Here is a 24,095-nt window from a genome sequence, read left to right on the forward strand (position 1 = left end):
CACCGGAGCGAAGGAGCTATGCCATGGCGGTTATCGGATGGATTGGACTCGGTCACATGGGCGGCCCCATGACGGCGAACCTGCTGAAGGCGGGGCACAGCGTGCGCGGCTTCGACCTCAACGCCGAGGCCCTCGACGCTGCGGTCGCTGCCGGCGTGACCCGAGCGACCAGCATCCAGGACGCCGTTGACGGCACCGACGTTGTCTTCACCATGCTTCCCAAGGGTGAGCACGCCCGCGCGGTGTACTTCGGCGAGGCGGGAGTTTTCGCCCATGCCGACCCGAAAACCCTCCTGGTGGAGTCGTCGACGATCGACATCGAATCCTCCCAGGCCCTGCACGACGCGGCGAAAGCTGCCGGTTTTCGCCTCGTCGACGCCCCGGTCTCGGGTGGCATCACCGGTGCTGAGGCCGGCACGCTCACCTTCATGATCGGTGGCGAAGCGGATGCCGTCGCCGACGCGACCACCTACATCCAGCCCATGGCGGCGCACATTATTCCGACCGGCGGGGCCACGACCGGCCAGGCGGCAAAGATCTGCAACAACCTCATGCTGTTCATCAACCTCGCCGCAACGTCCGAGGGGGCGGTTTTGGCCGATCGGCTGGGACTGGACCCGCAGGTTTTCTGGGATATCGCATCCGTTTCATCGGGCGACAGCTGGGCGCTGCGCACCTGGTATCCGGTCGAGGGGGTCGTTCCGTCCGCGGCGGTGAACCGCGACTTTTCGCCGACCTTCACCGCCGAACTTGCCAATAAGGACATCGGTCTGGCCATCGCCGCGGCGGAGGCCACCGACACGCCGCTCGAGATCGGCAAGCACGTCGCCCAGCTGTTCCAACGCCTGGTCGACCAGGGCCAGGGTGGCAAGGACTGCTCCATGATCGTGAAGCTCGTCGACGGCACCCTGGCCTGACGCTTGCGCCGAGCCGTGAGTTTCATACCCCTTCAAACGCTTCCACGCGTTGAGGCCCACGGGGCGGCGGGTTGACCATGGCGACCAAATGTATCTGGGTTCGTTCAGGTGTTGAGGGCATGGAAGCCTTCCAGAAAGCCGAGAAAGGAACTCAGGCCGACGACGACGGTCAGCGTGGTCAGCACCGTGGCGGCCATGGCCCAGTCGGTGCGGGTAAGGGGGATGCGCCGCCAGGTGCTGCGCGGGGTCAGGCCGAGGCCGCGCGACTCGAGGGATTGCGCCATCCGCTCGCCCTTGCGAATCGATAGCACCAGCAGGGCGAAGGCTGCCCGACCGTACTGGCGGAGGCCGCGAGGCGGCTTGCCATTGGGGCGGAGGGGAGCGCGCACCGCGTGCGCCTGGCGGATGGTCTGCCACTCGCGCGGCAGCTCTTCGAGCATGCGGTAGCCGGCGAGTACGGCGTAGGTGAGGCGGGAGCCGAGCCGGGCGTGCTGGTGCAGGCTGGTCATGAGGGCCACGCCGTCGGTCGAGAGCACAAAGCCGATCGAGAGCACGCCGATGACGAGGGTGCGCAGGGCGAGGGCAGCCCCCACGAGCAGTCCCTCGGTGGTGATCCGCAGCACCCCGGACTGCCAGAGTACGTCCCCTGGCCGGCTGAGCGCGTTCACGATCAGAAGGCCGAGAGCAAATGCCAGAAATGGAATATGTGCGAGAACGAATACTTTCACGGGAATGCGAGCCGTGACAGCGACCGCGCCGAGAGCGAGCAGGTATAGCACCAGTGGTGTGATCGGATCGAAAACAAACATCAGCACGAGGGAGACGACGAACAGAAGCGCAAGTTTGACGGTCGGGTTGCGCCTGGCCAGGGCGCTGACGGGCCGTCGTGTCGGGGGAGCATCGACATCGATGAGTTGAGCAGTCATGTCGTCGCGCCCACGGCAGCGTCGAGCTGACCCAGCACGCGGCGAATCCGCGCGTCAGAATCGAATTCCTTGAGCAGGTGCCGAATCAGCGGGGGCAGCTCGAGCCCGGCCTGCTTCAGTACCTCGTCCCACCGCAACACCTCGAACACCGGCCCGTCGACGATCACCGTGTGGTCGGCCAGCACGATCACCCGGTCGGCGAGGGTTGTAACGGTACGAAGATCATGACTGGAGAAAAGGATGCTGCGGCCCGCGTCGGCCGCCTGGCCGAGCGCTGCCAGGGTGGCGATGGTGTCCCGGCGATCGAGGCCGAAGGTGGGTTCGTCGGCGAGCAGCACCGGCCGATCGTGCGCGAGCATGGCGGCGACGCTGAGCCGCCGCTTCTCGCCGCCGCTCAGTCGATACGGGCTTTGATCGGCGAGGTGGGTCAACCGGTGCCGGTACAAAATGGCCTGAAGCTCGTCATCGCTCAGGCTCGGCAGCCCATGCCGAATCTCGCCGCGCACGGTGTGTTCTACGAATTGGTGCTCGGCATTCTGAAAGATCATGCCGGGTCGGGCGCCGGTCACGGTGCCGACCGATGGCCGGTGCAATCCCGCCAAGGTCAGCAGCAACGAGGTTTTGCCCGTTCCATTGCCGCCGAGCAGGGCCACGATTTCGCCGCCCCGCAGATCGAGGCTGACGCCGGCGAGAACCGGTGTGGCGGTCCCGTTCGGCGCGCCAACCCCGCGATCAATGACCACATCCGTGGCGGTCAGAACGATCCGGCCGAAGTCCTGCCGTCGCCCCAAGGCTCCGGCCGGCTCGCCGAGTGACCGGAGGCCGGCGCGCACGCCCGCTTCGCCGAGCCCGCCGGCGCACCCGGTCACGGCGAGCAATTCGGTTTCGAGCGGAAGCCAGCATCCGTTTTGATTGAGCGAGCGCCCATGCTGGGCGAGCACGTCGACCGTGGGGCCATCGGCAATGACGGTTCCGGCCTCGCCGAGCACGAGTGCGCGTGGCGGCAGCCCGGCGATTCCCGCCGTGCCCGTGAACTCGTCGATGCGGTGTTCGACCAGCACGACGGCCGGCCGGTAGGTGTCGACGGCCGAACGGATGGCGCGGCGCACGGCGCCCAGGCCCGCCGCGTCGAGCATCGAGGTGGGTTCGTCCAGCAGGAGCACGGCCGGTTCGGCGATGAGGGTGGCGGCGAGGGCCACGCGCTGGCCTTCGCCGCCGGACAGCTGCCCGGTCGACCGGTGTCGCAGCATCCGTGCCTGAACAGCGTCAAGCGCGCGATCGATGCGCGCCGAGATAAGTGCCGGGTCGACACCGCGGTTTTCGAGCGGCAGGGCAAGCTCCTGTTCGACGTCGGGCAGGCAGACCGACGATGCGGGGTCCTGCGCGACCACGCCGACGAGCCGGGACAGCTCGACGACGGAGGTTTCGATGCTGAGCGTCCCTCCCATGCGCACACTGCCGCCGAGCGAGGCTACGACCGAATGCGGAATGACGCCGGTGATGGTCTGCAACAGGGTGGATTTGCCCGAACCGGAGGCGCCGAACACGATGAGCTGCTCGCCCGGCGCGAGGCGCACCGACACGTCGCTGAGCACGGCCTCGGGCCGACGCGGGAATCGCACCGACACGTCCTGCAGTGTCAGGATGTCGGTCTCAGGCACGGGCGAGGCGATCGCGGCCGATCGCGAAGTTGTCGACGACGCCGGTTTTGTCGAGGGCATCGACGATGAGTTTGGCCAGCAGCCCGCCGAGAATCACGCCGGAGATCAGCTGAATAGCGAGGCGCAGCAGAAAGATCTCCTGGCCGTACCAGCCGGAGCGAAATGCCGAGTAGAAGAACACCAGCCCGGCGCCGAGCAGCCCCGAAAGTGCGTAGGTCAGCCAGCTGTAGTTGCGGTAGCGAGTGAGGGCGAACGGAATCTCGCTGCCCGCGCCTTGAATGGCGGCGGCGACGAAGAGCAGCGGCCCGACCATAGAGCCGAGAAAGACGACCTCGATCACCGACGCGATAACCTCCGCAAAGATGCCGGCGAACGGCCGTCGCACGATGGCGATCGCGATCGGGGCGACGAGCAGCCAGGAGCCGAGCAGAAAGTGCTGCGCGAGGTCGCCGGCCGGACCCATCGCGATCGACAGGGCGGTCCAGGCCTGCACGAATATCCAGTAAAGAAAGCCGAACACGACACCGAGCACGACGACAAGCACGAGGTCTTTGAGGCTCCAGTGCCTTTTCTTGGCGGATGCTGTGGGCATGGCCGTTTCCTTCTGGTCGGCGTCAGGACGCATGGGAGTTCAGGCTCGGGCTGTTGAGGGACAGGGTCGCGTGCGTCGCCACGTGCTGCACCGTTCGGCCGGCCACGATCCAGCCGGCGGCGATGACCTGCAACACGAGGGCGAGGTCGCCCTCGAGCCGGGTGACGAAGTGCTCGCTGTGTACCGTGAGCCCGGAGGCCTTGGCGCTCTCGATCGCGGCGTAGATGTCGCGCATGTGATCGGCGGAAGCAGAACCGGTGCCGTCATCCAGTGGATACAGTGCCCATTCTGCGACAGCGTGTACGCCGGTGGGCGTGAGGTTCACGACCTCGGCGAACAGCCCGCCGGTGGGCGGCAGCGTGCAGGTGACTTCGCCAGGGCATCCTCGGGAGAATTGCACGGTTGCCGTGACATGGGCTCCGCTGCGGCTCGCGCCGGCGACGACCTGGCTGACGTAGCGCAGCAGGTCGGGTTCGGCGCCGGACAGGTAGGTGCTGACGACGCCGGTTTGAAGTGCGATCCCGGTCGAATCTGCCTGCTGGAGCGCGTCGAGAATGACGGCGGCGTAGTCGTCGCGCATGACGGCGAGGGTGAGGCGCGCGCCAATGCCGAATTCCGCCGGTGTGGCTGTGAAGGGGGTTTCTGGAATGATCGTGCCCATTTCTTTCGTGGGGGCACGGGAAAGACGAGTCAGCCTCCCTGCGCTGGCATGATCCAGATCAGGTTCGACGGTCGAAGCCTCTGCAGCTTCCTCTCAGCCCGATTAATCGGACTCCCGTGTTGATACAACGAAAGTATGGCATGCCCGGCGGGGCCGAGGTCGCCGAGGCTGGCGCCCTGCAGCCGCCACCGACACACCACTGGAAATTGGGCAGCACGTGCAGCAATTGTTCCAGCGCCTGATCGACCAGGGCCAGGGCGGCAATGTGTGTGACGACACCTGTGCCGGTCGGCGAGGGCGTACTGTGCCCCGCCGTGTCGCTAGCCCTCGATGATGAGGATGCTTGCGGCGATCACGCTCCGGGCACGATTTGTGCACGACAGTGTTATTCGTTCGGATACCGTAGACCGATCTTTGCCCGGATGGCATCCATTGTGCGCATGACCGTCACCGATTCCTCGGGAGTGATCAGGGGGCTACCGTGATTGCCGTCTCGGATGACGCGTTCCACTTCGGCTGCTTGAAACTGCATGCCACGTCCGGATACTGCTTGGTCATAGACGTCGACAAGTGAATTCCTTGCGTCATAAAGCGACACCGTGGTTGGTGCGTACCAGGTGTCCGCGATTTCGATGCGGCCCTCGGTGCCAAGGATCGTGGCTCGGTTGGGGCCTCGCGTCTCGAGTGATGAGAACGATGTCGACATCGCGCCGTTCTCGTGCGTGAGGATCGTCGCGACCGACGCGTCAACTCCTGATCGGGTGAACGTTGCGTGAGCGTCGATGTCGACGGGGGCACCAAGGATATCGTGCGCGAAGGAAACGGGGTAGATACCGAGGTCCAGGAGCGCGCCGCCGGCTAGATAGGGGTTGTTGATGCGGTGAGTGTCTTCACGAGGAAGGTTCTGCGTGTGGTCGGCGTGGAGGGAACGGATCTCCCCGAGGCGGCCCGCCGCGATCAAGTTGCGCACGTGTGCCATGTGCGGGAGGAACCGCGTCCACATGGCCTCGACCACGACGAGGCCCATTTGCAGGCCGAGTTCGACGACGGTGGAAGCCTGGGCTTCCGTGAGAGTAAACGACTTCTCGACGAGGATGTGTTTGCCGTGTTCGAGCGCGAGCGTTGCATTTTCGGAGTGCAGGTTGTGTGGCGTTGCGATGTAAATCACGTCGACGTTCGGGTCGGTAGCGAGGTCCTCATACGAACCATGGGCCTGGGGAATCCCATGGGTTGCCGCGAAAGCCTCGGCTGACGCGAGAGAACGCGACCCCACGGCCGCCACCCGGTGGCCGTGGGCGATCAGGTCTCTCGTGAACGCTCCGGCGACGCCCCCCGTTGCGAGGATCCCCCAGCCAATCATCCCGTCAGATCGTGGGAACGGGTCCCTCATACTCACGGCGCCGTCCGGTAATCGAGGACTACTTGCAGCGCGGCCTCTGGCGACGCGTCGAGCATCGTGAAGGCGGCAGGAGCGTCTTCCGCTGGCATCGTATGCGTAATGAGCGAGGTGACGTCGAGTTGGCCGTCGCTCACAAGTCGGAGCGCCGTAGTTGACATGCGCAACTCGTTCCAGCGGTGCTGAAGCGTTGGTGAGACACCGGAAATCTGGGATCCGATGATGGAGATGCGGTTGTGGTGAAATTCGTTGCCGAGGTGAACGGGGGTCGCAGCGCCCTGAAAAAACCCTCCGACAACAACGCGCGAGCTGTAGGCCGCGGTGCGTACGGCCTCGTGAAGTGCATGGTAACTGCCACTCATTTCGATAACCACATCGGCCCCACGATTTTCCGTGAGCTCACGGACTCGCTCGGCGACGTCGTCGGCGGCCGGGTCAAGCGTGAGGGAGGCGCCGAGGCGCTCGGCGAGTTCTCGGCGCCCCGGGAGCAGGTCGACGGAGACCACGCGCCCTCCGTTGAGCCGAGCGAGTTGTGCCACGATTTGTCCGGGAACGCCGGCTCCGAATACGACAACGGTCTCGCCGACGTGTATGTCGGCGTCGAGTACGGCATTGAGAGCGATCGCTCCGATCTTCGCAAAGATGCCTGCGACGGGATCGAGTCCGTCCGGCATAAGGCGGTCCATGACCCACGTCATGGGGCGGACGACGGAGGACCGGTGGCCCCACGTTCCCCAGACGAGGCGGCCAATCAGCCCCGCGTCCACGCCGTCGCCGACCTCTGTGATGGTGCCAACCTCTTCATAACCCCAGGCATCGAGCGGGTAGGAGTGCGTCGAGTCGCCCGGTACGAACAACCGGCGGCGAGCATCCCATTCGCTGTTCAGGTACGGGTTGCTGCCGCGGTATGCGGTGAGCTCCGTGCCCGCGGAAATGCCGGAATACAGGGTTTCGAGGCGTACCTCGCCGGCGCCAACGGGAGCGTCCTCAAAGTCGATGACTTCTGCCAGGCCGGGTGAAGTAAAACGAACGAGCCGTCCCATGTTCAGTTCCTTTCGGTTGGGAGGTTGGTGAGTATGTCTGCACGATCGACGGCGACAAGCCTGAAGAGCAGGGCTTGCTCTGGATACAGCATGGGCGCGGGGAGCCCGATGCGGCCGAGGACGCTTCCGGAGAGGGCGATGGGGTCCGTCCACCACGACGGTGCCCCGCCTTTCACTCGCATGAGAGCCGAAGCGGACAGCTCAATCGGTTCGATGCGGTAGATGGCTTCGTCGCGCAGACCGGGGATTCGGATGCGACCGGGGTGCACAGCCACACTTGTGGCGAGTGCGACGAATGAGATGATCGCGCGGTCCTGGTCGGGGGCGACGTAGCCGTGTGCCCAGTACGCCTCATCGGGGTAGTCGCTGTGCACGGCAGTGCCGGTATGGATGAGTTCCCGCTCTTGTTTGTAGAGGTCAACCCAGGCCGCGAGCTGGTCAAGTTCCGCGTTTGATGCGTCGCGGAGGTCCCACTCGATCCCAAAATGCCCAAAAAGCGCCGTGGCCGCGCGGAACGCGAGCGCGTGGGTGCGGTGGGTCGTGTGCGCCGTCGCTGCGCCGACGTGCGACCCCACAAGCTCCGGGGGCAGGAGCAGCCCCGTCCAGCGTTGGATCTGCTGGCGCTCGAGGGCGTCAATGCAATCGCTCGCCCACACGCGCTGCGTGCGCTCGAGCACAGCGAGGTCGACTCGACCACCGCCGGAGGAGCACGACTCGATCTCAAGTCCTGAATGTCGCCGATGCAACTCGTCCATGAGCGCGTACGTCGCGAGGGTCTGCGCGTGAACGCGTGGAGTGCCTGTCACGCGATCGCCAGCTTCCACGAGGTCGCGGTTGTGGTCCCACTTGATGTAGTCGATGTCGTACTCGTCTACCAGGGCACTTATCGACTCAAGAATGTAGTCGAACGCCGCAGGGATCGTGAGGTTGAGTACCTGCTGCGAGCGGCCCGCGATGGGGAGTCTGTCTCCCGGCGCGAGAATCCATTCAGGGTGCGCTCGGGCGACGTCTGAGTCCTCGTTGATCATCTCAGGTTCAAACCAGAGCCCGAACTGCATACCGAGGGAGCGCACGACCGTGACCAGGGGGCCGAGTCCGTCCGGCCAGACGTCGCGGTCGACTTGCCAGTCGCCGAGCCCTGCTCGATCGTGGCGGCGGTGAGTGAACCAGCCGTCGTCGAGGACGAACCGCTCCACGCCTACGCGTGCACCGAGCTCGGCGAGCGTCGTCAGCGAGTCGAGGTCTTGGTCAAAGTACACGGCCTCCCAGGTGTTGAGGACAACCGGCCGGGGGCTCACCGGGTGCGACGCTCTTCCGCGAAGATGCTCGTGGAACGACGCGGCGATGTCATCAAGGCCGTTCCCATGCGCCGCGTATATTGCCGGCGACGAATAGGAGGCACCCGGCTTGAGGATCATTTCGCCGGGCAGAAGAAGTTCACCGCCGCCGAGCACACGCGATCCGGTGATTCCGAGCTCGGCGAAGGTGGCGTGATTGCCGCTCCAGGCAGTGTGAACTGCCCATACCTCGCCGGAGCGGAAGCCGAAGCCCGGTGTGCCGGCTGCGAGAAGGATGCTCGAGTCCGAGCCAGTGCGACCGCGCCGTCCTTCCCGGAGATGCGTGCCGACCACGAAGGGATGGCGTTGGGGAGTGCGCTCTCGGAGGTGCCGACCCGCGAAGTCGAGGAGCTCGCCGGCTTCGGCCGGGACAGGGAGAACGACGCGGAGCGCGTCGACCGAGTAATCGCTGTCCTGTGCGATATTCGTCAAGCGCGCCTCGAGACGGAGCAGCCCGGACGGCAGGAGCGTAATCGTGGTTGTGAGCTGCAACTCAGCGACGGTATCGGTTGCCTCGGCCACGAGGGATTGAATCGTGCCAGCCGATCCGTCGATGCGCCAGCTCGACGCGGTGAACGCCGTCGAGAAGGATGTGCCACTTCGATGCCCCTCCAGGCCGGGGGTTCCCATCCATCCCGCTGATTGCTCGGGGAGCAGTGTCGGCGACCGGCGGGACTCAAGCAGATCGGCCCCGCCCTGGGTCTCGGCGAGGGAGCGGAGGAAGGCCTGGTCGGTGGAGGTCGCAGCGAAGGGAGCGCCCCAATGGAGGATGCGCGGAATGCCGGAGGACACGTCGATCGTTACGCACGTTCCGCTGGCCTCGAGCGTGACCAGCTGCGCCACGTCTACTGCCGTCGATACACTCATCCGTGCCCCTTTTTCACTCGTTTAGATTCCATGCTGAAACTATTAAACAAAAGTATGGCATACTCAAACGGCGCAATCACGGCCGCCTAAGTGGCAAGTTGGATAATTCTTGAAGAAGATCGGAGTTTGGCGATGGACGGTGTCGAATCCGACGTCAGCTCGCTGCTGTCCGCGCCGTCGAAGGCCGTCGCGATTGAGGTTCTCGTGCATGGCGCCCAGTCTCGAGCGCGACTCGCGCGCCGTATGGGGCTCTCGCCCGCGACCCTCACGCGACTCGTAAAGCCTCTGCTCGAAGGGGGCGTGCTCATCGAGTCGGACGCCGTGCGTTCTCCCGGTCGAGGCCGTTCCTCCCTTCCCCTTGATGTGGTCCCTGACCGGTACAAATTCGTTGGCGTGAAGCTCACCGAGGAAGCCATCTACGCCGTCGTCACTGACGTGCGGTCGCGCATCATCGATCAGGTTCGTGTGCCGCTCGGTTCCCGTGACGTGTCGGATGTCGTGACTGCCGTGCGCGACATTGTCATGGACTTCCAGTCGGGCATGGACCAGCCCCTCGATGCTGTTGGCGTAACGGTAGGCGGCCGGGTCGATGAGGGTGAGATTGTTGCGGATTCTTCCTTCCTCCAGTGGCGCGATGTGCCCTTTCGCTCGCTATTGGGGGCGGCCGTCAGGGTGCCCGTCTACCTGGATAACGACGTTGTCGGCCTTACCAAGGCCCAGCAATGGTTCGGTCATGGCAAGGGGTACTCGAGCTTCGCTCTGCTTACTGTTGGTGCCGGAGTTGGGTATGGCCTCGTCATCAATGACCTGATGATTCCGACTTTTCTAAACCCCCTTAGCCACTATCCCGTTGATCCGTCGGGACCGCTGTGTCCGCTCGGGCATCGGGGCTGCATGACGGCATTCTTGTCCTCGAGCTCGATCACCGCGGCGGTGTCTGCCGCACATGGCCGTTTCATCGAATACGACGATGTTCTCGAGATGGCCAGGTCTGGGGATGCGCCAGCTGTTCGTGTCGTCCAGGAAGCCGCTCGCGCCCTGGGCCGTGCAGCATCCGCTATTACGGCATTTACCGGTGTGAAGCGCATCATTCTTTCGGGCGAAGGGGTTCACCTCGCCGATGCCGCGCGCTCGAGCGTTGACGAGGGGCTGTCTGAATATGACACCGATAGTCCCCTCCACAGCGAACTCATTGTGCGTCCTATGGACTTCCCCGAATGGGCAAGAGGCGCGGCCGTTATTGCTATTCAAAAAACGTTTCCTAGAAGTTCACCCGGTGGTACTGCGGGCAGCGAAGTAGGCGCCCCAGCGGAGCATTCGACAGCTGTAATTGACTCTGAGTGACCATCTGGTCTGCATTGGGTGCTTGCAGGGAAGGCCTGCGCGTGACCGTTTTCGTTTCATAATGAAACTATATCGAGAGACCTAACGGGCGTCTGCGGTCGAGCGCAAGGCGCCGATTTCGTCCGCGTCATTCCTTCTCGGCGAGCCGCAGCGTTCGCGCCGTCAGCTCGTCGATCGTTATGCGGTCGAAGTCGCGCACAGCGCTGCGCACGCGCACGGGTTCGCTGATGAGTAGGGAGTCCGGGATGGCGGCCGAGCCGTGCAAGGCACCGAAGACGCTACCGACGGTGGCCGCGTTGGAGTCGGTGTCCCGGCCGCCCTCAATGGCAATGCCCACCGCGCTGAGAAAGTCCTCACCCCAAAGCAGCCCCGCCGTAATCTGCGCGGCGTTGTTGATCGTGTGCACCCAGCTATAGTGCCCGAGCTCCCGGTCGATCGTGTCGAGTGCGACGACGTGGGTTGTGCCCTGATCGTGGAGGTCAAGCATCCGGTGAAGCGCCTCGGCAAGGCGTGATCCGCTGGGCACCACGGCGAGGGAGCATTCGAGCGCTTCGCGAGCGGATGACGCCGCGAACGCCACCGCTACCAGGCCCGCCGCCCACATTGCTGCGTACATGCCGTTTCCGACGTGCGAGAGTCGGGCATCGGTAATGGCGAGTGCGGCGGCCGGCCCAGGATCCCCGGGATGAATGTAACCGTAGACGTCGACGCGAATGAGGGCGCCAATCCACTCCCGGTACGGGTTTCGGTGGGTCGCTGTGGCGGGCGGGGTGAGGCCGGCGAGAAGGTTGCGGTAAGCGGCGCGCTCCGCAGTGTATGTCTGAGTGAACGGCATGCGGTCGAGCCAGAGAGCGGCGAGCTGGTCGGTGGTGAACTCGCGGCCATGCCGTTCGAGCGTGAGCATACCGAGGATCGTCCAGTCGATGTCGTCATCGCGGGGAACCTCCTGGAACCGGCCCTCGGTTGCGATGGGAGCGGAGGGATGCAGGTGGGCGACACCGTCGGGCAGTGGGTTCAGAAGCGGGAGGTATCCGCGGAGCGGCCAGTGGCCCGCGGCACGTAGGTAGATCTCCACCTGGGTTCGATCGAGACCCTCGATCGGCTTGCCGAGCGTGTTACCGACCGCCCGCCCGAGCCACGCGCCGCGAATCCGGTCGGGCAGCACCGCCGCGTCGAACCCGGTGCGGGGTGCAGCGTCACAGAGTGCGTACAGCACGTGCTCCTCCCGGGGCTCGTCGTACGGCCAGTCCGGCAGGGGCCGCAACTCACCGAGCCGAATCTCGACCGCCGCGAGGTGTTCCAGATCACCGGCCACTGCCGCCCGTTTGGCTTCCTCGAGGAGGTCCCCGACGGGATATCCGCTCACCTGTAATTCTTCCGCCTCGTCAGGCACGAGATCCCGGGGATCGAGTACGTTGTGCATTTCTTAACCTTTCACTGCGCCGGAGAGGAATCCCTCGGTCACCTGACGTTGCAACAAGATGAACAGGAGCACGACCGGCACGATTGTAATGAGCGCCCCGGCCGCCAATGGTCCGATGTCGACGGACCGACCGCCGACGAAAAGATACAGTCCCGTGGTCAGCGGGCGGTATTCGCCGCTGGGCAGGTAGAGGAGGGGGACGAGAAAGTTGTTCCAGTTCTGCAGGAACGTGAAGACTGTCAGGGTTCCGATCCCCGGGGTGGCCAGCGGCAACATCACTTGCGCGAAGATGCGTGCCTCGGAAGCGCCGTCGATGCGGGCAGCCTGCTCGAGCTCATCAGGCAGGTCAGAGAAGAATGCGCGCATGAAAAAGGCGCCGAAGGCGAGCCCGGTCGTGCTGAGCACAAGGATCGTGCCGACGAGAGTGTCGAGCATTCCCATGGTGCGGAGCTGAAAGTACAGCGGAATCATGTAAGCGAAGAACGGCACGAGCAAGCCGAGCACCACCGCGTAGAACAGGATGTTTCGACCGGGGAACGGCAACCGGGCGAACGTGTATCCCGCCATGGTGGAGAGCACGACTGTGATCACGGTGCTCGGGATCGTGAGGAGCACGCTGTCGAGCAGGTGTGAGCCGAACTCGCCGACGGTCCAGGCTTGCACGATGTTCTCGAACGAGAACGACGAGAAGAGGCCGAACGGATTGACCTTAACATCCTGCTCGGTTTTGAGCGCGGTGGAGAGGATGAGGATCACCGGGAACAACGACAGGAACGAGAGCACAACGAGCAGCAGGTGGTGCGAGGCACGAATCGCGCGTCGGCGGGGTGAGAGGCGGATCCTCGAAATACTCATACGGACTCCTGAAACGAGAGCCTACGCTGCAGGCGATTGAGTGCCACGGCGAAGGGAATGGCGAGCACGGTGATGACGAGCGCGAGCGCCGTGCCGTAACTGATGCGGTTGAGCTGAAAGGCATTGCTGTAGGCATAGGTGCCCAGAACTTCCGTCGCGTTCGATGGGCCGCCACCGGTCATGATGAAAACGATGTCGAAGACGCTGAATCCGCCGACGAGCGTCAGCGTGACAATCATCAGGAATACGGGCATGATTTGCGGGAGAACGATGTACCAGACGCGCTGTAGCGAGTTGGCACCGTCCATGCGTGCTGCATCGAGCAACTCCGCATCGACGTTGCGCAACGATGACAGCAGCACGACGAAGACGAACCCTGTCGTCGCCCAGACGGCAGTCACAAGGACTGCATACAGTGCGGTGTTCGGGTTGCCGAGCCACCCTGTCGCGAGTGCATCGAGCCCGACCGATCGAAGCAGCTGGTTGAGCCAGCCACGCATCGGATCGTAGATCCAGCCCCATACCACCCCGGCCGCAACGGCGGGGAGGATGTACGGAATGAAGAGCGCGACGCGGTACAGCGTGCTCGCCCGGCGCACCGTCCACATCAGCAGGGCCAGCGCAAGTCCGATGACCACCGGTGCTGCCGTGCCGAGAACTATCCAGATGATGTTGTTCATGAACGCTGGGCCGAGTGCGGGATCGGTGGCGAGTTCGACGAAGTTGCCGAGGCCCACGAACGCCGGTGAGGGGTCGACTCCGTTGTAGTCGAGCATCGAGTAGTAGATGGCGTTACCGAGGGGGAAGAGGAAAAAGACGGTTACGAGCACGAGCAGCGGTGCCACAAGGGCGACGCCCAGGCGGGCCTGCGCTCGCCTGGTGACGCGGGGTGCTGAGTGACTTCTGGTCGGTGGATTCATCGTTCTGTTCTTCTTCTTCCCCCTCACGTTCGTTAGTTTCGTGCCGCTGCTTCGAGTTCCTCGGCGACCTGCTCGGGAGTTTTCTGCCCGGTGAACAGTGCCTGGAATCCGTCGTACATGGTCTGGTTGAAGAGATCACTGGCGACCACGTCAATGTTCGTTCCCAGGTCACTGCTGCCTGCGGCGAAGGTCGCGGTGTCTTCGATCACCTGGGCGAGCAGCGGCAAAACTTCGAGATCCTTGGTGTCGATCGGGAACGCAGGGATGGTTCCGAGACTTTCCACCGCCCACTGGCCGTGCTCCTCCGAGACCAGGAAGTCCACAAATTTGATGGCCGCCTCCGGGTTGTCGGTGTTTGCGGACACGAGTGGACCTGACCCCAGGCCAGCCGTGAAGATTCCAGCGCCGTCTTCGCTCGGGAACGGGATGTAGCCGACCTCGAAGTCGGTGTTGGCCTCGACCTCCGGGATAAACCAGCTACCGGTCGGCAACATGGCCGCCTCTCCGGAGTAGAACAGCGCGGCACCGCCGTCGTAGGAGATTGCAGTGGGGAACTCCGGCAGGTAGCCCGCGTCGTTGAAGCCGGCCCAGAGCGCCAGCGATTCGACTACCTCGGGCGACGTCCATGAAGCCTCACCGTCGATCAGGTCGGCGACACCCTGAGAACCCACTCGGCTCGCGAGCGTCATGCTCAGCAAGTGACCTGCCTGCCAGCCTTCCTGGTCACTCACCGCGAAGGGGATGACTCCGGACTGCTTGATGTTGGCGGCCGCAGCTTCGAGGTCGCCAAGGTTTTCGGGCTGGTCGATGCCGAGGTCATCGAAGATCGTTTTGTTGTAATACACCCCGACGGTTTCGATGTCGCCGGGAACTCCGATTATTTTGCCATCGACGGTGACGCGGTCCTTCGCGAAGTCGTAGATCTGCCAGTCGTTCTTCTCGTAGCTCTCCGTCAGGTCATACAGGAGCCCCGCGTCGGCGAGGCTGCCGGCGAAGGTCGGACCCGAGCCCCAGTTGAAAACATCCGGCCCGTCACCCGACTGCAGTTGAGTCTGAAGAACAGTGCGCATCGTGTCGAAGGGCATCGCATCGATTTCGACGAGGATGCCGGGGTTTCGCTCTTCGAACTTCGCGACTCGGGCCTCGATCATTGGCAAGAACTCCGGGTCCTCCTGCTGCTCGACCAGGTAGCGGAGGGTGCCGTCGCCCTCACCCGAAGAGGCAGTCGAGCTAGCCGGTGTGCATCCGCTGAGCAGCAGCGCGAGTGCGCCGAGGCCTGCGACAGCGGCGAGTGAATGTCGAGATGTCATTGTTATCCTTTGGATGTTGCAAGCGGAGGCGAACGGATGTTCGATTGCCCGGGCGACCTGCGCCGATAGTTTTGATGAGAAACTATAGTTGCCGGTTCAGGCTCTACATTGTGACTCACTTCTTCCCGGATCGGGGAGATTTGACATTAACGGGGGGTGAATAGTTTTGCACTAAAACTATTTGGTAGCCGGCGAACCCTTTTCGCAGTATCCCCGCACGCCCCTCGCCGTCGAGATTCGCTGCCCCTGAGCCCCGCCTCAGCCGGAGTCCTACTCTCGATCCAGCAACCCGCGCGATTCTGAAAACGGCAGCAGCGGCATCCGCTCGGCGCAGTCGGATGACGCGACCTGGTTCGATGAATCCACCATCGAACCGGGACTGCTCGCGGTGCCGGGCGGCGACATTAGCGGTGCCGTGGCCAGCGCCCGGGAATTTCTCGCAATCATCGAGCGGGGTGGCGCATCGGAACCCGGACCCTCGCTCTCAACTCGGCTCTTCCGCGAGGCGATCACCCGGTAGATGGTGATCCTATCGATCGTGATCCGGCTGTTAGCGCTCTGTGGCGACCGAGCTGAGTGACAGACTATTTTTCGGCCGGTACCTCCACGTAGCGCGGACTCTTCGGGTTCATGACGGAGTTCCGACGACCGTAGGCGAAGTAAATGACCAAGCCGATCACGAGCCAGATGGCGAAGCGCAGCCAGGTTTCCCAGTGCAGTTGGGTGATCAGAAAGAAGGATGCCAGCACACCGAAGGCGGGGACTATCGGCATGAATGGCAGCCGGAAGGTGCGTGGAACATCGGGCCGGGTGCGGCGCAGCACGATGACGGCAATGCAGACCACAACGAACGCCGCCAGGATGCCGATATTGGTCAGATCCGCGATCAGACGAATCGGGAAGACTCCGGCCAGAAGTGCGGAGGCGATGCCCGCAATCCAGGTGACGCGTTGCGGGGTGCCCTTCTTGTCGGTGCCCGAGAACCATTTGGGTAGCAGACCATCACGGCTCATTGAGAACCAGACCCGGCTGACGCCGAGCAAGAAGGTGAGCATCACGGTGAGGATGGAGACAACGGCAAAGGCCGAGAGGATGGTGGCGATCACCGGCAGACCCACCGACTGGAAGGCGACGGCGAACGCGGCCGTCGGGTCGATGTCCTGCCAGTTCTGCATGCCTGTGAGTACGAGGGTAGCCAGCACGTACAGCACCATGGCAATGGCCAGGGAAAGCAGAATCGCCTTCGGCATGTGCTTCTTGCCGTCCTTGGCCTCCTCGGCCGTGGTGCTCATGGCGTCGTAGCCGAACACCGCAAAGAACACCGTGGCCGCGCCGGTGAAGACGGCGCCGAATCCATTGGGGAGGAACGGGATGTAATTCTGGGTGTTGATGTAGAAAAAGCCGAGCACGATGATGGCCAGAATCAGCAGCACCTTCAGGCCAACCGCGACGAGTTCGAAGCGGCCGAAAGTCTGGGTGCCGCGGCTGAGGATGAACGTGACGAGCAGACAGACGATGATCGCCGGCAGGTTGATCAGTCCGCCGTCGAGGGTGTCGGCCGTGCCCTGCATCCAGATCGGCACCTGCACGCCAACCCCGGACATGAATTCGGTGAAATAGCCCGAGATGCCGATGGCCACCACGGCCACGATGGCAATGTATTCCAGCAAAAGGTCCCAACCGATGAACCAACCCACGATTTCGCCGAGGGCGACATAACCGTACGTGTAGGCCGACCCTGCGCGCGGGATCATTCCCGCGAACTCGGCATAAGACAGGGCGGCGGCGGCGCTGGCCAGGCCAGCGATAAGAAACGAGATGAGTACGGCGGGGCCGGCGCCCTCGCCGTCGGGGCCGCCGTTGGCGACCAGGCCGGCCAGGGTGAAAATGCCGATGCCGATGATGCCACCGACGCCGATCGCGGTGAGCTGCCAGAGTCCGAGGCTCTTGAACAGTCCGTTCTTCTTGGATTCATCGCCGACATCGTTGATGGGCTTTCGCCGCAAGACAGAGTGGGGATTCTGAGCGGACATGACGCCTCCATTGGCTAATCGGCCTGTCCCCGGCTCGCGGGGCACGAAAATAACCTATACCTTCGGTTTGCCGGGGACGAGGCGGCCTGGCAGCTGATCTAGCAGCAGCGTCCCTGCGGGTTCGCATCCTGACGGTCGGTCTGGTCGCGCCAGAATTCCCGCTCTGTCATAAGCGGATGCGGCGCGAGGCCCACGCCCGCAGCATCCGTTTCGCAGACGCTCGCGTGGTGCGCCACATATTTCTCGTAGGCATCCTCGCCGAGGATCCCCTTGAAGAACCAGACCACCCCGCGGGCGCCCTTGCGGACGCCCGCCAGCAGGGTCATCAGTGACCCTTGATTTTGATCTTCTTGTGCACCGGCAGGGCATCCCACTCGGCCTGCAGCACCTTCTCGGGCGGGGTCATGATGAATCCAGCCGGGGCGTAGGTCTGCGACTGCACGGCGTCATCTTCACTCGTCGCACTGGAGTTCTTGCGGTACGCGTTCCAAGTGGCCTGAAGAGCCGTGAGAATCACGATGATCGCGAGCACCACGAACACGATCGACAGCACGCCCTGAACCATCGTGTTGCGCACGACAGCTTCCATGGCTTCGACGCTCGGTGCGGTGCCAAAGCTCGTCTCGCCAGCGGCGAGGGCCTCGGAGAATGCGCGATTCTGCGCGAAGTAACCGATGCCCGGGGTGGTCGAGAAGATCTTCAGGAACGACGCCGAAATCGTGACGACGGCAGCGAATCCGAGCGGAAGCGCCACGACCCAGAGGTATCTGAACAGTCCACGCTTGGCGACGATGGCCATGCACACGGCCAGCGCGATCGCCGCCAGCAGCTGGTTGGCGATTCCGAACAGCGGGAACAGCGTGTTGATGCCGCCGAGCGGATCGGTCACCCCCATCAGCAGCACCGCACCCCAGGCGGCGACCATGATGGCCGTGGCGGCCCAGGCGCCGGGACGCCAGGAGGTGTTCTTGAACTTCGGGAAGAAGTTGCCGAGGCTGTCCTGCAGCATGAAGCGGGCGACGCGGGTGCCGGCATCCACTGCGGTGAGAATGAAGAGTGCTTCGAACATGATGGCGAAGTGATACCAGAAGCTCATCATTGACGTGCCACCGACGAGCTGCTGCATAATGTGCGAGAGGCCGACGGCGAGCGTCGGCGCGCCGCCGGTGCGGGAAACGATTGACTCCTCGCCGACGTTGGTCGCCATATCGATCAGCATGTCGGGCGTGAGGTTGACGCCGGTCAGGCCGAGGCTGTTCACGAAGGCGACCGCACCCTGCACGGTGCCGCCGGTGAGGGCGGGCGAGGAGTTCATGGCGAAGTAGATGCCGCGGTCGATCGACAGCGCGGCGACGAGGGCCATGATCGCGACGAGCGACTCCATGAGCATGCCGCCGTAACCGATGAAGCGGGTCTGGCGTTCCTTCTGAATGAGCTTCGGCGTGGTTCCCGAGGCGATGAGCGCGTGAAAACCCGACAGGGCGCCGCAGGCGATCGTGACGAACAGAAAGGGGAACAGCGTTCCGGGGACGACCGGACCGGTGCCGCTCGATGCAAATTCGCTCACGGCCGGCACGCTGATTTCGGGACGGATGATGACGATCGCCACGGCGAGCATGCCGATCGTGCCGATCTTCATGAAGGTCGACAGGTAGTCGCGCGGGGCGAGCAGCAGCCAGACCGGCAGGATAGCGGCGATGAAGCCGTAGATGATGATGCCCCAGGCGATGGTCACCTTGTCGAGCAGCAGGTAGGTCTGACCCCAGTCGGTGCCGGCCACCACGCCGCCGCCGATGATGGCGGCGATGAGCAGCACGAAGCCGATGATGGATATTTCGGTGATCTTGCCCGGGCGGAAGAAGCGCAGGTAGCAGCCCATGAACAGCGCGATCGGGATGGTCATGCCGACCGAGAAGACGCCCCACGGGCTTTCGGCGAGGGCGTTCGTCACCACGAGGGCGAGGATCGCCACGATGATGACCATGATCACGAGGGTCGCGATGAGAGCGGCGGTGCCGCCGATCACACCGAGTTCGTCGCGGGCCATCTGGCCGAGCGAACGACCGCCGCGGCGCATGCTGAAGTGCAGAATCAGGTAATCCTGTACCGCGCCGGCGAGAACGACGCCGACAATGATCCAGATAGTGCCGGGCAGGTAGCCCATCTGCGCGGCCAGAACGGGGCCGACCAAGGGGCCGGCGCCGGCGATGGCAGCGAAATGGTGGCCGAACAGCACGCGACGGTCGGTCGCGGCGAAGTCCTTGCCATCGGCCTTGTACTCGGCCGGGGTGGCGCGACGGTCATCCGGGCGAATGATGTGCTTCTCGATGAACTTCGAGTAAAAACGGTAACCAATGAGATAGGTGCAGATCGCGGCGAACACGAACCAGATCGCGTTGACGGTTTCACCGCGCACGACGGCGAGCATGACCCAGCTGAGGCCACCGAGCAGTGAAATAGCTGACCAGATAGCAATTTTTAGGGGCGTCCAGTGGCGATCGTGGGCGTCAAGTTCCTCTGGATCCAGAGCGACCGCAAGGTCGTGCGGAATCCGTTTCAGAGCGGTCGGTGATTCGGTCGTGTTGGACGCGGCGCCCATTTCTCCTCCTTGAGCCAAGGCAAATCCTGTGAATCTGCCTACTAACGTTACCTCCGAGCGAGAAAGGCTGAGCACCAGGGCGGGAACTCGGGTCGGATCGAGCGCGTAAAATGGATAACCGGGCATTCGCCCGCATTCTGCGCCTTCGACCATTGGAGCCACCGTGGCCGCACCCACTCATCTTGATTCCGTCATCGCCCTCGCCCGCCACCGCGGCTTCGTTTTTCAGGCCGGCGAGATCTACGGCGGTTCCCGCTCCGCCTGGGACTACGGACCCCTCGGCGTTGAGCTCAAGGAAAACATCAAGAAGCAGTGGTGGCGTTCGATGGTCACCAGCCGAGACGACGTCGTCGGCCTCGACTCCTCCGTGATTTTGCCTCGCCAGGTCTGGGAAGCATCCGGTCACGTCGAGGTTTTCAGCGACCCGCTGATCGAGTGCACGAGCTGCCACAAGCGTTTTCGCGCCGACCACCTCGAAGAGCAATATGAGGAGAAAAAGGGTCGCCCGCCCGAAAACGGCCTCGACGACATTGCCTGCCCGAACTGCGGCAATCGTCACATCTGGACCGAGCCGCGTGCCTTCTCCGGCCTGCTCAAGACGTACCTTGGCCCGGTCGATGACGAGGCCGGTATGCACTACCTGCGCCCCGAAACCGCGCAGGGCATCTTCGTGAACTTCGCCAACGTGCTGCAGGCGTCGCGCTCCAAGCCTCCGTTCGGCATCGGCCAGATCGGCAAGAGCTTTCGTAACGAGATCACCCCCGGAAACTTCATCTTTCGCACCCGCGAGTTCGAGCAGATGGAGATGGAATTCTTCGTCGAGCCCGGTACGGACGAGACCTGGCACCAGTACTGGATCGACACCCGCATGAAGTGGTACACCGACCTCGGAATCAACCCCGAAAACCTGCGCCTGTTCGAGCACCCGGCCGAGAAGCTCTCGCACTACTCCAAGCGCACCGTCGATATCGAATACCGCTTCGGCTTCACTGGCACCGAGTTCGGTGAACTCGAGGGCGTGGCGAACCGCGGCGACTTCGACCTGTCGACGCACGCCAAGGCATCCGGTAAAGACCTCTCCTACTTCGACCAGACCAAAAACGAGCGCTGGACGCCCTGGGTGATCGAGCCCGCGGCCGGCCTGACCCGGTCGCTGATGGCCTTCCTGGTCGATGCCTATGTCGAAGAAGAGGTTCCGAACAATAAGGGCGGCGTCGACAAGCGCACCGTGCTCAAGCTTGACCCGCGCCTGTCGCCGGTCAAGGCCGCGATCCTGCCGCTGTCGCGCAACGAGAAGCTCTCCCCGATGGCGCGCGAGCTCGCGTCGAGCCTGCGCCAGCTCTGGAACGTCGACTTCGACGACGCCGGCGCCATTGGCCGTCGCTACCGTCGCCAGGACGAGATCGGCACCCCGTTCTGCATCACGGTCGACTTCGACTCGCTCGACGACCAGGCCGTCACCGTGCGTGACCGCGACACCATGGCGCAGGAGCGCGTGCCGCTCGCCGAGCTCGAGGCCTACCTGGCCGTGCGCCTCCGCGGCGCGTAGCGTTCAACCAACGGATGCCGCGACTCGGTCTCGAAAACCGCGCCGCGGGCATCCGTCGGGCAGACTGTAGAGCATGAAAGCGGTCTATTTCGAAGAATTCGGCGTGCTTCCGGTGCTGCGCGAGGTGCCAGAGCCGCTGATAAGTGCGGCCGGCGTGATCGTGCGGGTCGAGGCGACCGGACTCTGCCGCAGCGATTGGCACGGCTGGCTCGGCCATGACGCCGACATTGCGCTGCCGCACGTTCCCGGCCACGAACTGGTCGGCGTGATCGACGCTGTCGGGCCGCTCGTGCGCCGAGTTCGGGTTGGTCAGCGCGTGACGGTGCCGTTCGTCTGCGCCTGCGGCGAGTGCCCGGAGTGCGACGCCGGCAACGGACAGGTCTGTCGCAACCAGACCCAGCCCGGATTCACCCACTGGGGTTCCTACGCCGAGCGGGTCGCGCTGCACAACGCCGACGTGAACCTCATCGCCATCCCCGATGACCTCGACGCCGGCGCTGCCGCGATGCTCGGCTGCCGGTTCGCCACCTCGTACCGCGGACTCGTGCACCAGGCACGGCTGCAGGCGGGCGAAACCCTCGTGGTCGTCGGCTGCGGTGGAGTCGGCCTAAGCGCGGTCATGATTGGGCAGGCGCTCGGCGCCATCGTCATCGCCGTCGACATCAATTCCGACGCGCTCGAGGCGGCGAGCCGGGTGGGAGCTGCTCACGTCGTCAACTCGGCCGAACTGCCCGACGACGAGGTGGTCGAGCGCATTCGGGCGCTCGCATCAGGGGGTGCAGACGTGAGTCTCGAGGCGCTCGGCCGGGAGAATACGGTGGCCATCGGCATCCGTTCCCTGGCAACGCGTGGGCGGCACGTGCAGATCGGCCTGCTGGCGGACGACCCGCGGATACCGCTCGGCACGGTGATTGCGCGGGAACTGACCGTGCTCGGCAGCCATGGCATGCCCGCCCACGACTATCCGGCGTTGCTGGACCTTGTGCTGAGCGGCGGGTTGCGCCCTCAGGACCTGATCAGCCGCCGAATCACCCTCGCCGAAGCGCCTGCGGCACTCGCCGCCATGTCCTCGCCCGGTGCGGCCGCCGGAGTCACCCTGATCGAGGTCACCCGGCCGATCTGACCCTCGCGAATTGCCTCGTTTGGCCCCCTGAGACCGCAGCGCCTGGCCCGTCGGTATCAGCAGGCGGCGCTGAACGGATGCTCAGGGCTGGCCGACACGGTCGGCCGTTCGGGAAAGCTAGGAGGCGATTGCGCCGGCATCCGTTGCACCGGCATCCGCTGCGCCGGTGGCCGGCAGCGTCACGTCGATGCCGAATAGGGCGTCGAGGCCCCCGAGGTAGGCGTCTTGCTCGCCGGCGCGGGCGAGCTCGCGGGCCCGCACCATGGGAGTGTGCAGCAGCACGCCGGCCAGGTGGCGCAGGGCCGACTCGGTCGCCTCGCTCGAATCGCCGCGGCTGCGGGCCCGGGCGATTTCGGCGTCGCGCAGCTCGAACACGTAGCTGCGTAGCGCCACCACGGCCGGGGTGAGGCTCTGCTCTTCGGCAACGTCGGAGAACTTGCGGGCCGCCTTGCCGACGATTTCTCGGGCTTCGGTCGTGGCGTTGAGCTCTTCGAGCGGGGCGTGGATGCTGATGGTTTCAAGGTCGAGCAGCTCGACGCCGGGTACCAGGGTCACGTCGGGGGCGACGTTGCGGGGCAGGCCGAGGTCGATGATGAGCTGCGGCGGCGCCTCTGGACCGGCGTCGGCCGGGCAGATGCGGGTCGGAGCGTCGGCGGTGGCTCCCGAAATGGCGAACGGATCAATGCCGATCTCGGCGCGGCCACGACTGATCAGGGCCGCATCGATCACGTGGTCATCGCGCAGGGTGCAGGTGACGACAACGTCGGCACGCGCCACCTCGGCAGCGAAATCCGCAGCGGGAACGGCTTCAATGCCGTGCGAGGTCGCGAATCCAACGGCGCGCCCGGACGGCGAGTAGACGCGAACGTTCTCGGCTCCGCGGTCGCGCAGGGCGGCGAGCGAGGCGCCGGCGTAGCGGCCGGTACCGACCAGCAGCACGCGGGCACTCGACCAGTCGCTGACCCGGCTTTCGGCCAGTTCGAGGGCGAGGCGCACGATCGAGCGGCCGGCCGAGCCGATGCCGGTGCGGTTCTTGACGCCGCGAGAAGTTTGGGAGGCGCGCTGAAACAGGCGCTCAAGTTCGGGGCTCGTGGTGCCATCGGCGCGAGCCTGTTCCAGTGCGCGCCGCACCTGGCCGGCGATTTCGACCTCGCCGACGACGACCGATTCGAGGCCGCTGGTCACGGCGAACAGGTGCTCGGCGACGCCATTGCCGTGCACGAGGGTGAGATTGTCACGCAGGGTGTCTTCGGCGACGCCGGTGCTCGCGCTCACGGCTTCGATCGCCGCGTACACGGCGGGCAGCGGCGACACGCCGTAGGGTTCATCGAGATCGAGGTAGGCCTCGAAGCGGTTGCAGGTCGCGACGACGACGGCACCGCTGAGCCGACCGTGCTGCTCGACCATGCGGGTGGCCGCAACGCTTCCGCCGACAGACAATTTCTCCAGCACATCGAAGGTGGAGTTTTTGTGACTGGCCGACAGAAGAATGAGCACTAGCCAATTCTACGACTTATTGCTGTACGCTTCCGGCGCGCA

The 24,095-nt window shown here is 64.3% G+C and carries 19 protein-coding genes and 1 riboswitch; of the genes, 4 read left to right on the forward strand and 15 right to left on the reverse strand.

Annotated elements, in window-relative coordinates:
* The first annotated feature begins 23 nt into the window (after positions 1–23).
* The gene (gene mmsB / locus E3T46_RS16505; protein ID WP_134579380.1) at positions 24–917 is read left to right on the forward strand and encodes a 3-hydroxyisobutyrate dehydrogenase; all 894 of its coding nucleotides are present in this window, start codon (positions 24–26) and stop codon (positions 915–917) included.
* A gap of 104 nt (positions 918–1,021) precedes the next feature.
* Here mmsB and E3T46_RS16510 read toward each other — a convergent pair whose 3' ends face one another.
* The 7 genes from E3T46_RS16510 to E3T46_RS16540 all read right to left on the reverse strand — a co-directional run bounded on the left by E3T46_RS16510 (position 1,022) and on the right by E3T46_RS16540 (position 9,400).
* Positions 1,022–1,843 (reverse strand): energy-coupling factor transporter transmembrane component T, encoded by an 822-nt coding sequence (locus E3T46_RS16510; RefSeq protein ID WP_134579381.1) that lies wholly within the window; start codon positions 1,841–1,843, stop codon positions 1,022–1,024.
* Positions 1,840–3,504 carry an ATP-binding cassette domain-containing protein gene (locus tag E3T46_RS16515; RefSeq protein WP_166790315.1) on the reverse strand — a complete coding sequence of 555 codons (1,665 nt, stop codon included), beginning with the start codon at positions 3,502–3,504 and terminating at the stop codon, positions 1,840–1,842. The genes E3T46_RS16510 and E3T46_RS16515 overlap by 4 nt, the downstream gene beginning before the upstream one ends.
* A complete protein-coding gene (locus E3T46_RS16520; protein ID WP_134579383.1) occupies positions 3,497–4,096 on the reverse strand; it encodes an ECF transporter S component in 600 nt (199 codons plus the stop codon). Before E3T46_RS16520 ends, E3T46_RS16515 begins: the two co-directional genes overlap by 8 nt.
* A 22-nt stretch (positions 4,097–4,118) precedes the next feature.
* Entirely contained in the window at positions 4,119–4,757 is a 639-nt protein-coding gene (locus E3T46_RS16525) for a YkoF family thiamine/hydroxymethylpyrimidine-binding protein (RefSeq protein WP_134579384.1), read from the reverse strand.
* Positions 4,758–4,774: 17 nt separating this feature from the next.
* Positions 4,775–4,885, reverse strand: a riboswitch (TPP riboswitch).
* A 257-nt stretch (positions 4,886–5,142) separates the two neighbouring features.
* Positions 5,143–6,117, reverse strand: coding sequence for a Gfo/Idh/MocA family oxidoreductase (locus E3T46_RS16530; protein WP_134579385.1), 975 nt, complete (start codon positions 6,115–6,117; stop codon positions 5,143–5,145).
* 32 nt (positions 6,118–6,149) lie between these two features.
* Positions 6,150–7,196 carry a zinc-binding alcohol dehydrogenase gene (locus tag E3T46_RS16535; RefSeq protein ID WP_134579386.1) on the reverse strand — a complete coding sequence of 349 codons (1,047 nt, stop codon included), beginning with the start codon at positions 7,194–7,196 and terminating at the stop codon, positions 6,150–6,152.
* Positions 7,197–7,198: 2 nt separating this feature from the next.
* Complete coding sequence (locus E3T46_RS16540) at positions 7,199–9,400, reverse strand: alpha-galactosidase (RefSeq protein WP_134579387.1); 2,202 nt, start codon at positions 9,398–9,400, stop codon at positions 7,199–7,201.
* 393 nt (positions 9,401–9,793) lie between these two features.
* Here E3T46_RS16540 and E3T46_RS16545 point away from each other — a divergent pair, with 393 nt between their 5' ends.
* Positions 9,794–10,744 carry an ROK family protein gene (locus tag E3T46_RS16545; RefSeq protein WP_166790316.1) on the forward strand — a complete coding sequence of 317 codons (951 nt, stop codon included), beginning with the start codon at positions 9,794–9,796 and terminating at the stop codon, positions 10,742–10,744.
* A 127-nt stretch (positions 10,745–10,871) separates the two neighbouring features.
* On the opposite strand, the gene E3T46_RS16550 is transcribed toward E3T46_RS16545, so the two are convergent.
* The 7 genes from E3T46_RS16550 to E3T46_RS16580 all read right to left on the reverse strand — a co-directional run bounded on the left by E3T46_RS16550 (position 10,872) and on the right by E3T46_RS16580 (position 19,884).
* Positions 10,872–12,167, reverse strand: a complete 1,296-nt coding sequence (locus E3T46_RS16550; RefSeq protein WP_134579389.1) for an ADP-ribosylglycohydrolase family protein — start codon at positions 12,165–12,167, stop codon at positions 10,872–10,874.
* A gap of 3 nt (positions 12,168–12,170) precedes the next feature.
* Positions 12,171–13,022 (reverse strand): carbohydrate ABC transporter permease, encoded by an 852-nt coding sequence (locus tag E3T46_RS16555; protein ID WP_134579390.1) that lies wholly within the window; start codon positions 13,020–13,022, stop codon positions 12,171–12,173.
* On the reverse strand, positions 13,019–13,942 hold the full coding sequence (locus E3T46_RS16560) for a sugar ABC transporter permease (RefSeq protein WP_134579391.1): 924 nt from the start codon (positions 13,940–13,942) through the stop codon (positions 13,019–13,021). The genes E3T46_RS16555 and E3T46_RS16560 overlap by 4 nt, the downstream gene beginning before the upstream one ends.
* A gap of 32 nt (positions 13,943–13,974) precedes the next feature.
* Positions 13,975–15,252, reverse strand: coding sequence for an extracellular solute-binding protein (locus tag E3T46_RS16565; protein ID WP_134579392.1), 1,278 nt, complete (start codon positions 15,250–15,252; stop codon positions 13,975–13,977).
* 584 nt (positions 15,253–15,836) lie between these two features.
* On the reverse strand, positions 15,837–17,285 hold the full coding sequence (locus E3T46_RS16570; protein WP_134579393.1) for an amino acid permease: 1,449 nt from the start codon (positions 17,283–17,285) through the stop codon (positions 15,837–15,839).
* A 98-nt stretch (positions 17,286–17,383) separates the two neighbouring features.
* Complete coding sequence (locus E3T46_RS16575; RefSeq protein ID WP_134579394.1) at positions 17,384–17,611, reverse strand: YbdD/YjiX family protein; 228 nt, start codon at positions 17,609–17,611, stop codon at positions 17,384–17,386.
* Positions 17,611–19,884, reverse strand: a complete 2,274-nt coding sequence (locus E3T46_RS16580; RefSeq protein WP_134579395.1) for a carbon starvation CstA family protein — start codon at positions 19,882–19,884, stop codon at positions 17,611–17,613. Before E3T46_RS16580 ends, E3T46_RS16575 begins: the two co-directional genes overlap by 1 nt.
* A 163-nt stretch (positions 19,885–20,047) precedes the next feature.
* Here E3T46_RS16580 and E3T46_RS16585 point away from each other — a divergent pair, with 163 nt between their 5' ends.
* Together E3T46_RS16585 and E3T46_RS16590 are read left to right on the forward strand one after the other, a co-directional pair.
* On the forward strand, positions 20,048–21,433 hold the full coding sequence (locus E3T46_RS16585; protein ID WP_134443261.1) for a glycine--tRNA ligase: 1,386 nt from the start codon (positions 20,048–20,050) through the stop codon (positions 21,431–21,433).
* 73 nt (positions 21,434–21,506) lie between these two features.
* Complete coding sequence (locus tag E3T46_RS16590) at positions 21,507–22,556, forward strand: alcohol dehydrogenase catalytic domain-containing protein (protein ID WP_134579396.1); 1,050 nt, start codon at positions 21,507–21,509, stop codon at positions 22,554–22,556.
* A 117-nt stretch (positions 22,557–22,673) separates the two neighbouring features.
* On the opposite strand, the gene E3T46_RS16595 is transcribed toward E3T46_RS16590, so the two are convergent.
* Positions 22,674–24,053, reverse strand: a complete 1,380-nt coding sequence (locus E3T46_RS16595) for a glutamyl-tRNA reductase (protein WP_104131880.1) — start codon at positions 24,051–24,053, stop codon at positions 22,674–22,676.
* Between the last annotated feature and the right edge of the window lie 42 nt (positions 24,054–24,095).

Source organism: Cryobacterium sp. Hh11, from assembly GCF_004404045.1.
GTDB lineage: Bacteria > Actinomycetota > Actinomycetes > Actinomycetales > Microbacteriaceae > Cryobacterium > Cryobacterium levicorallinum.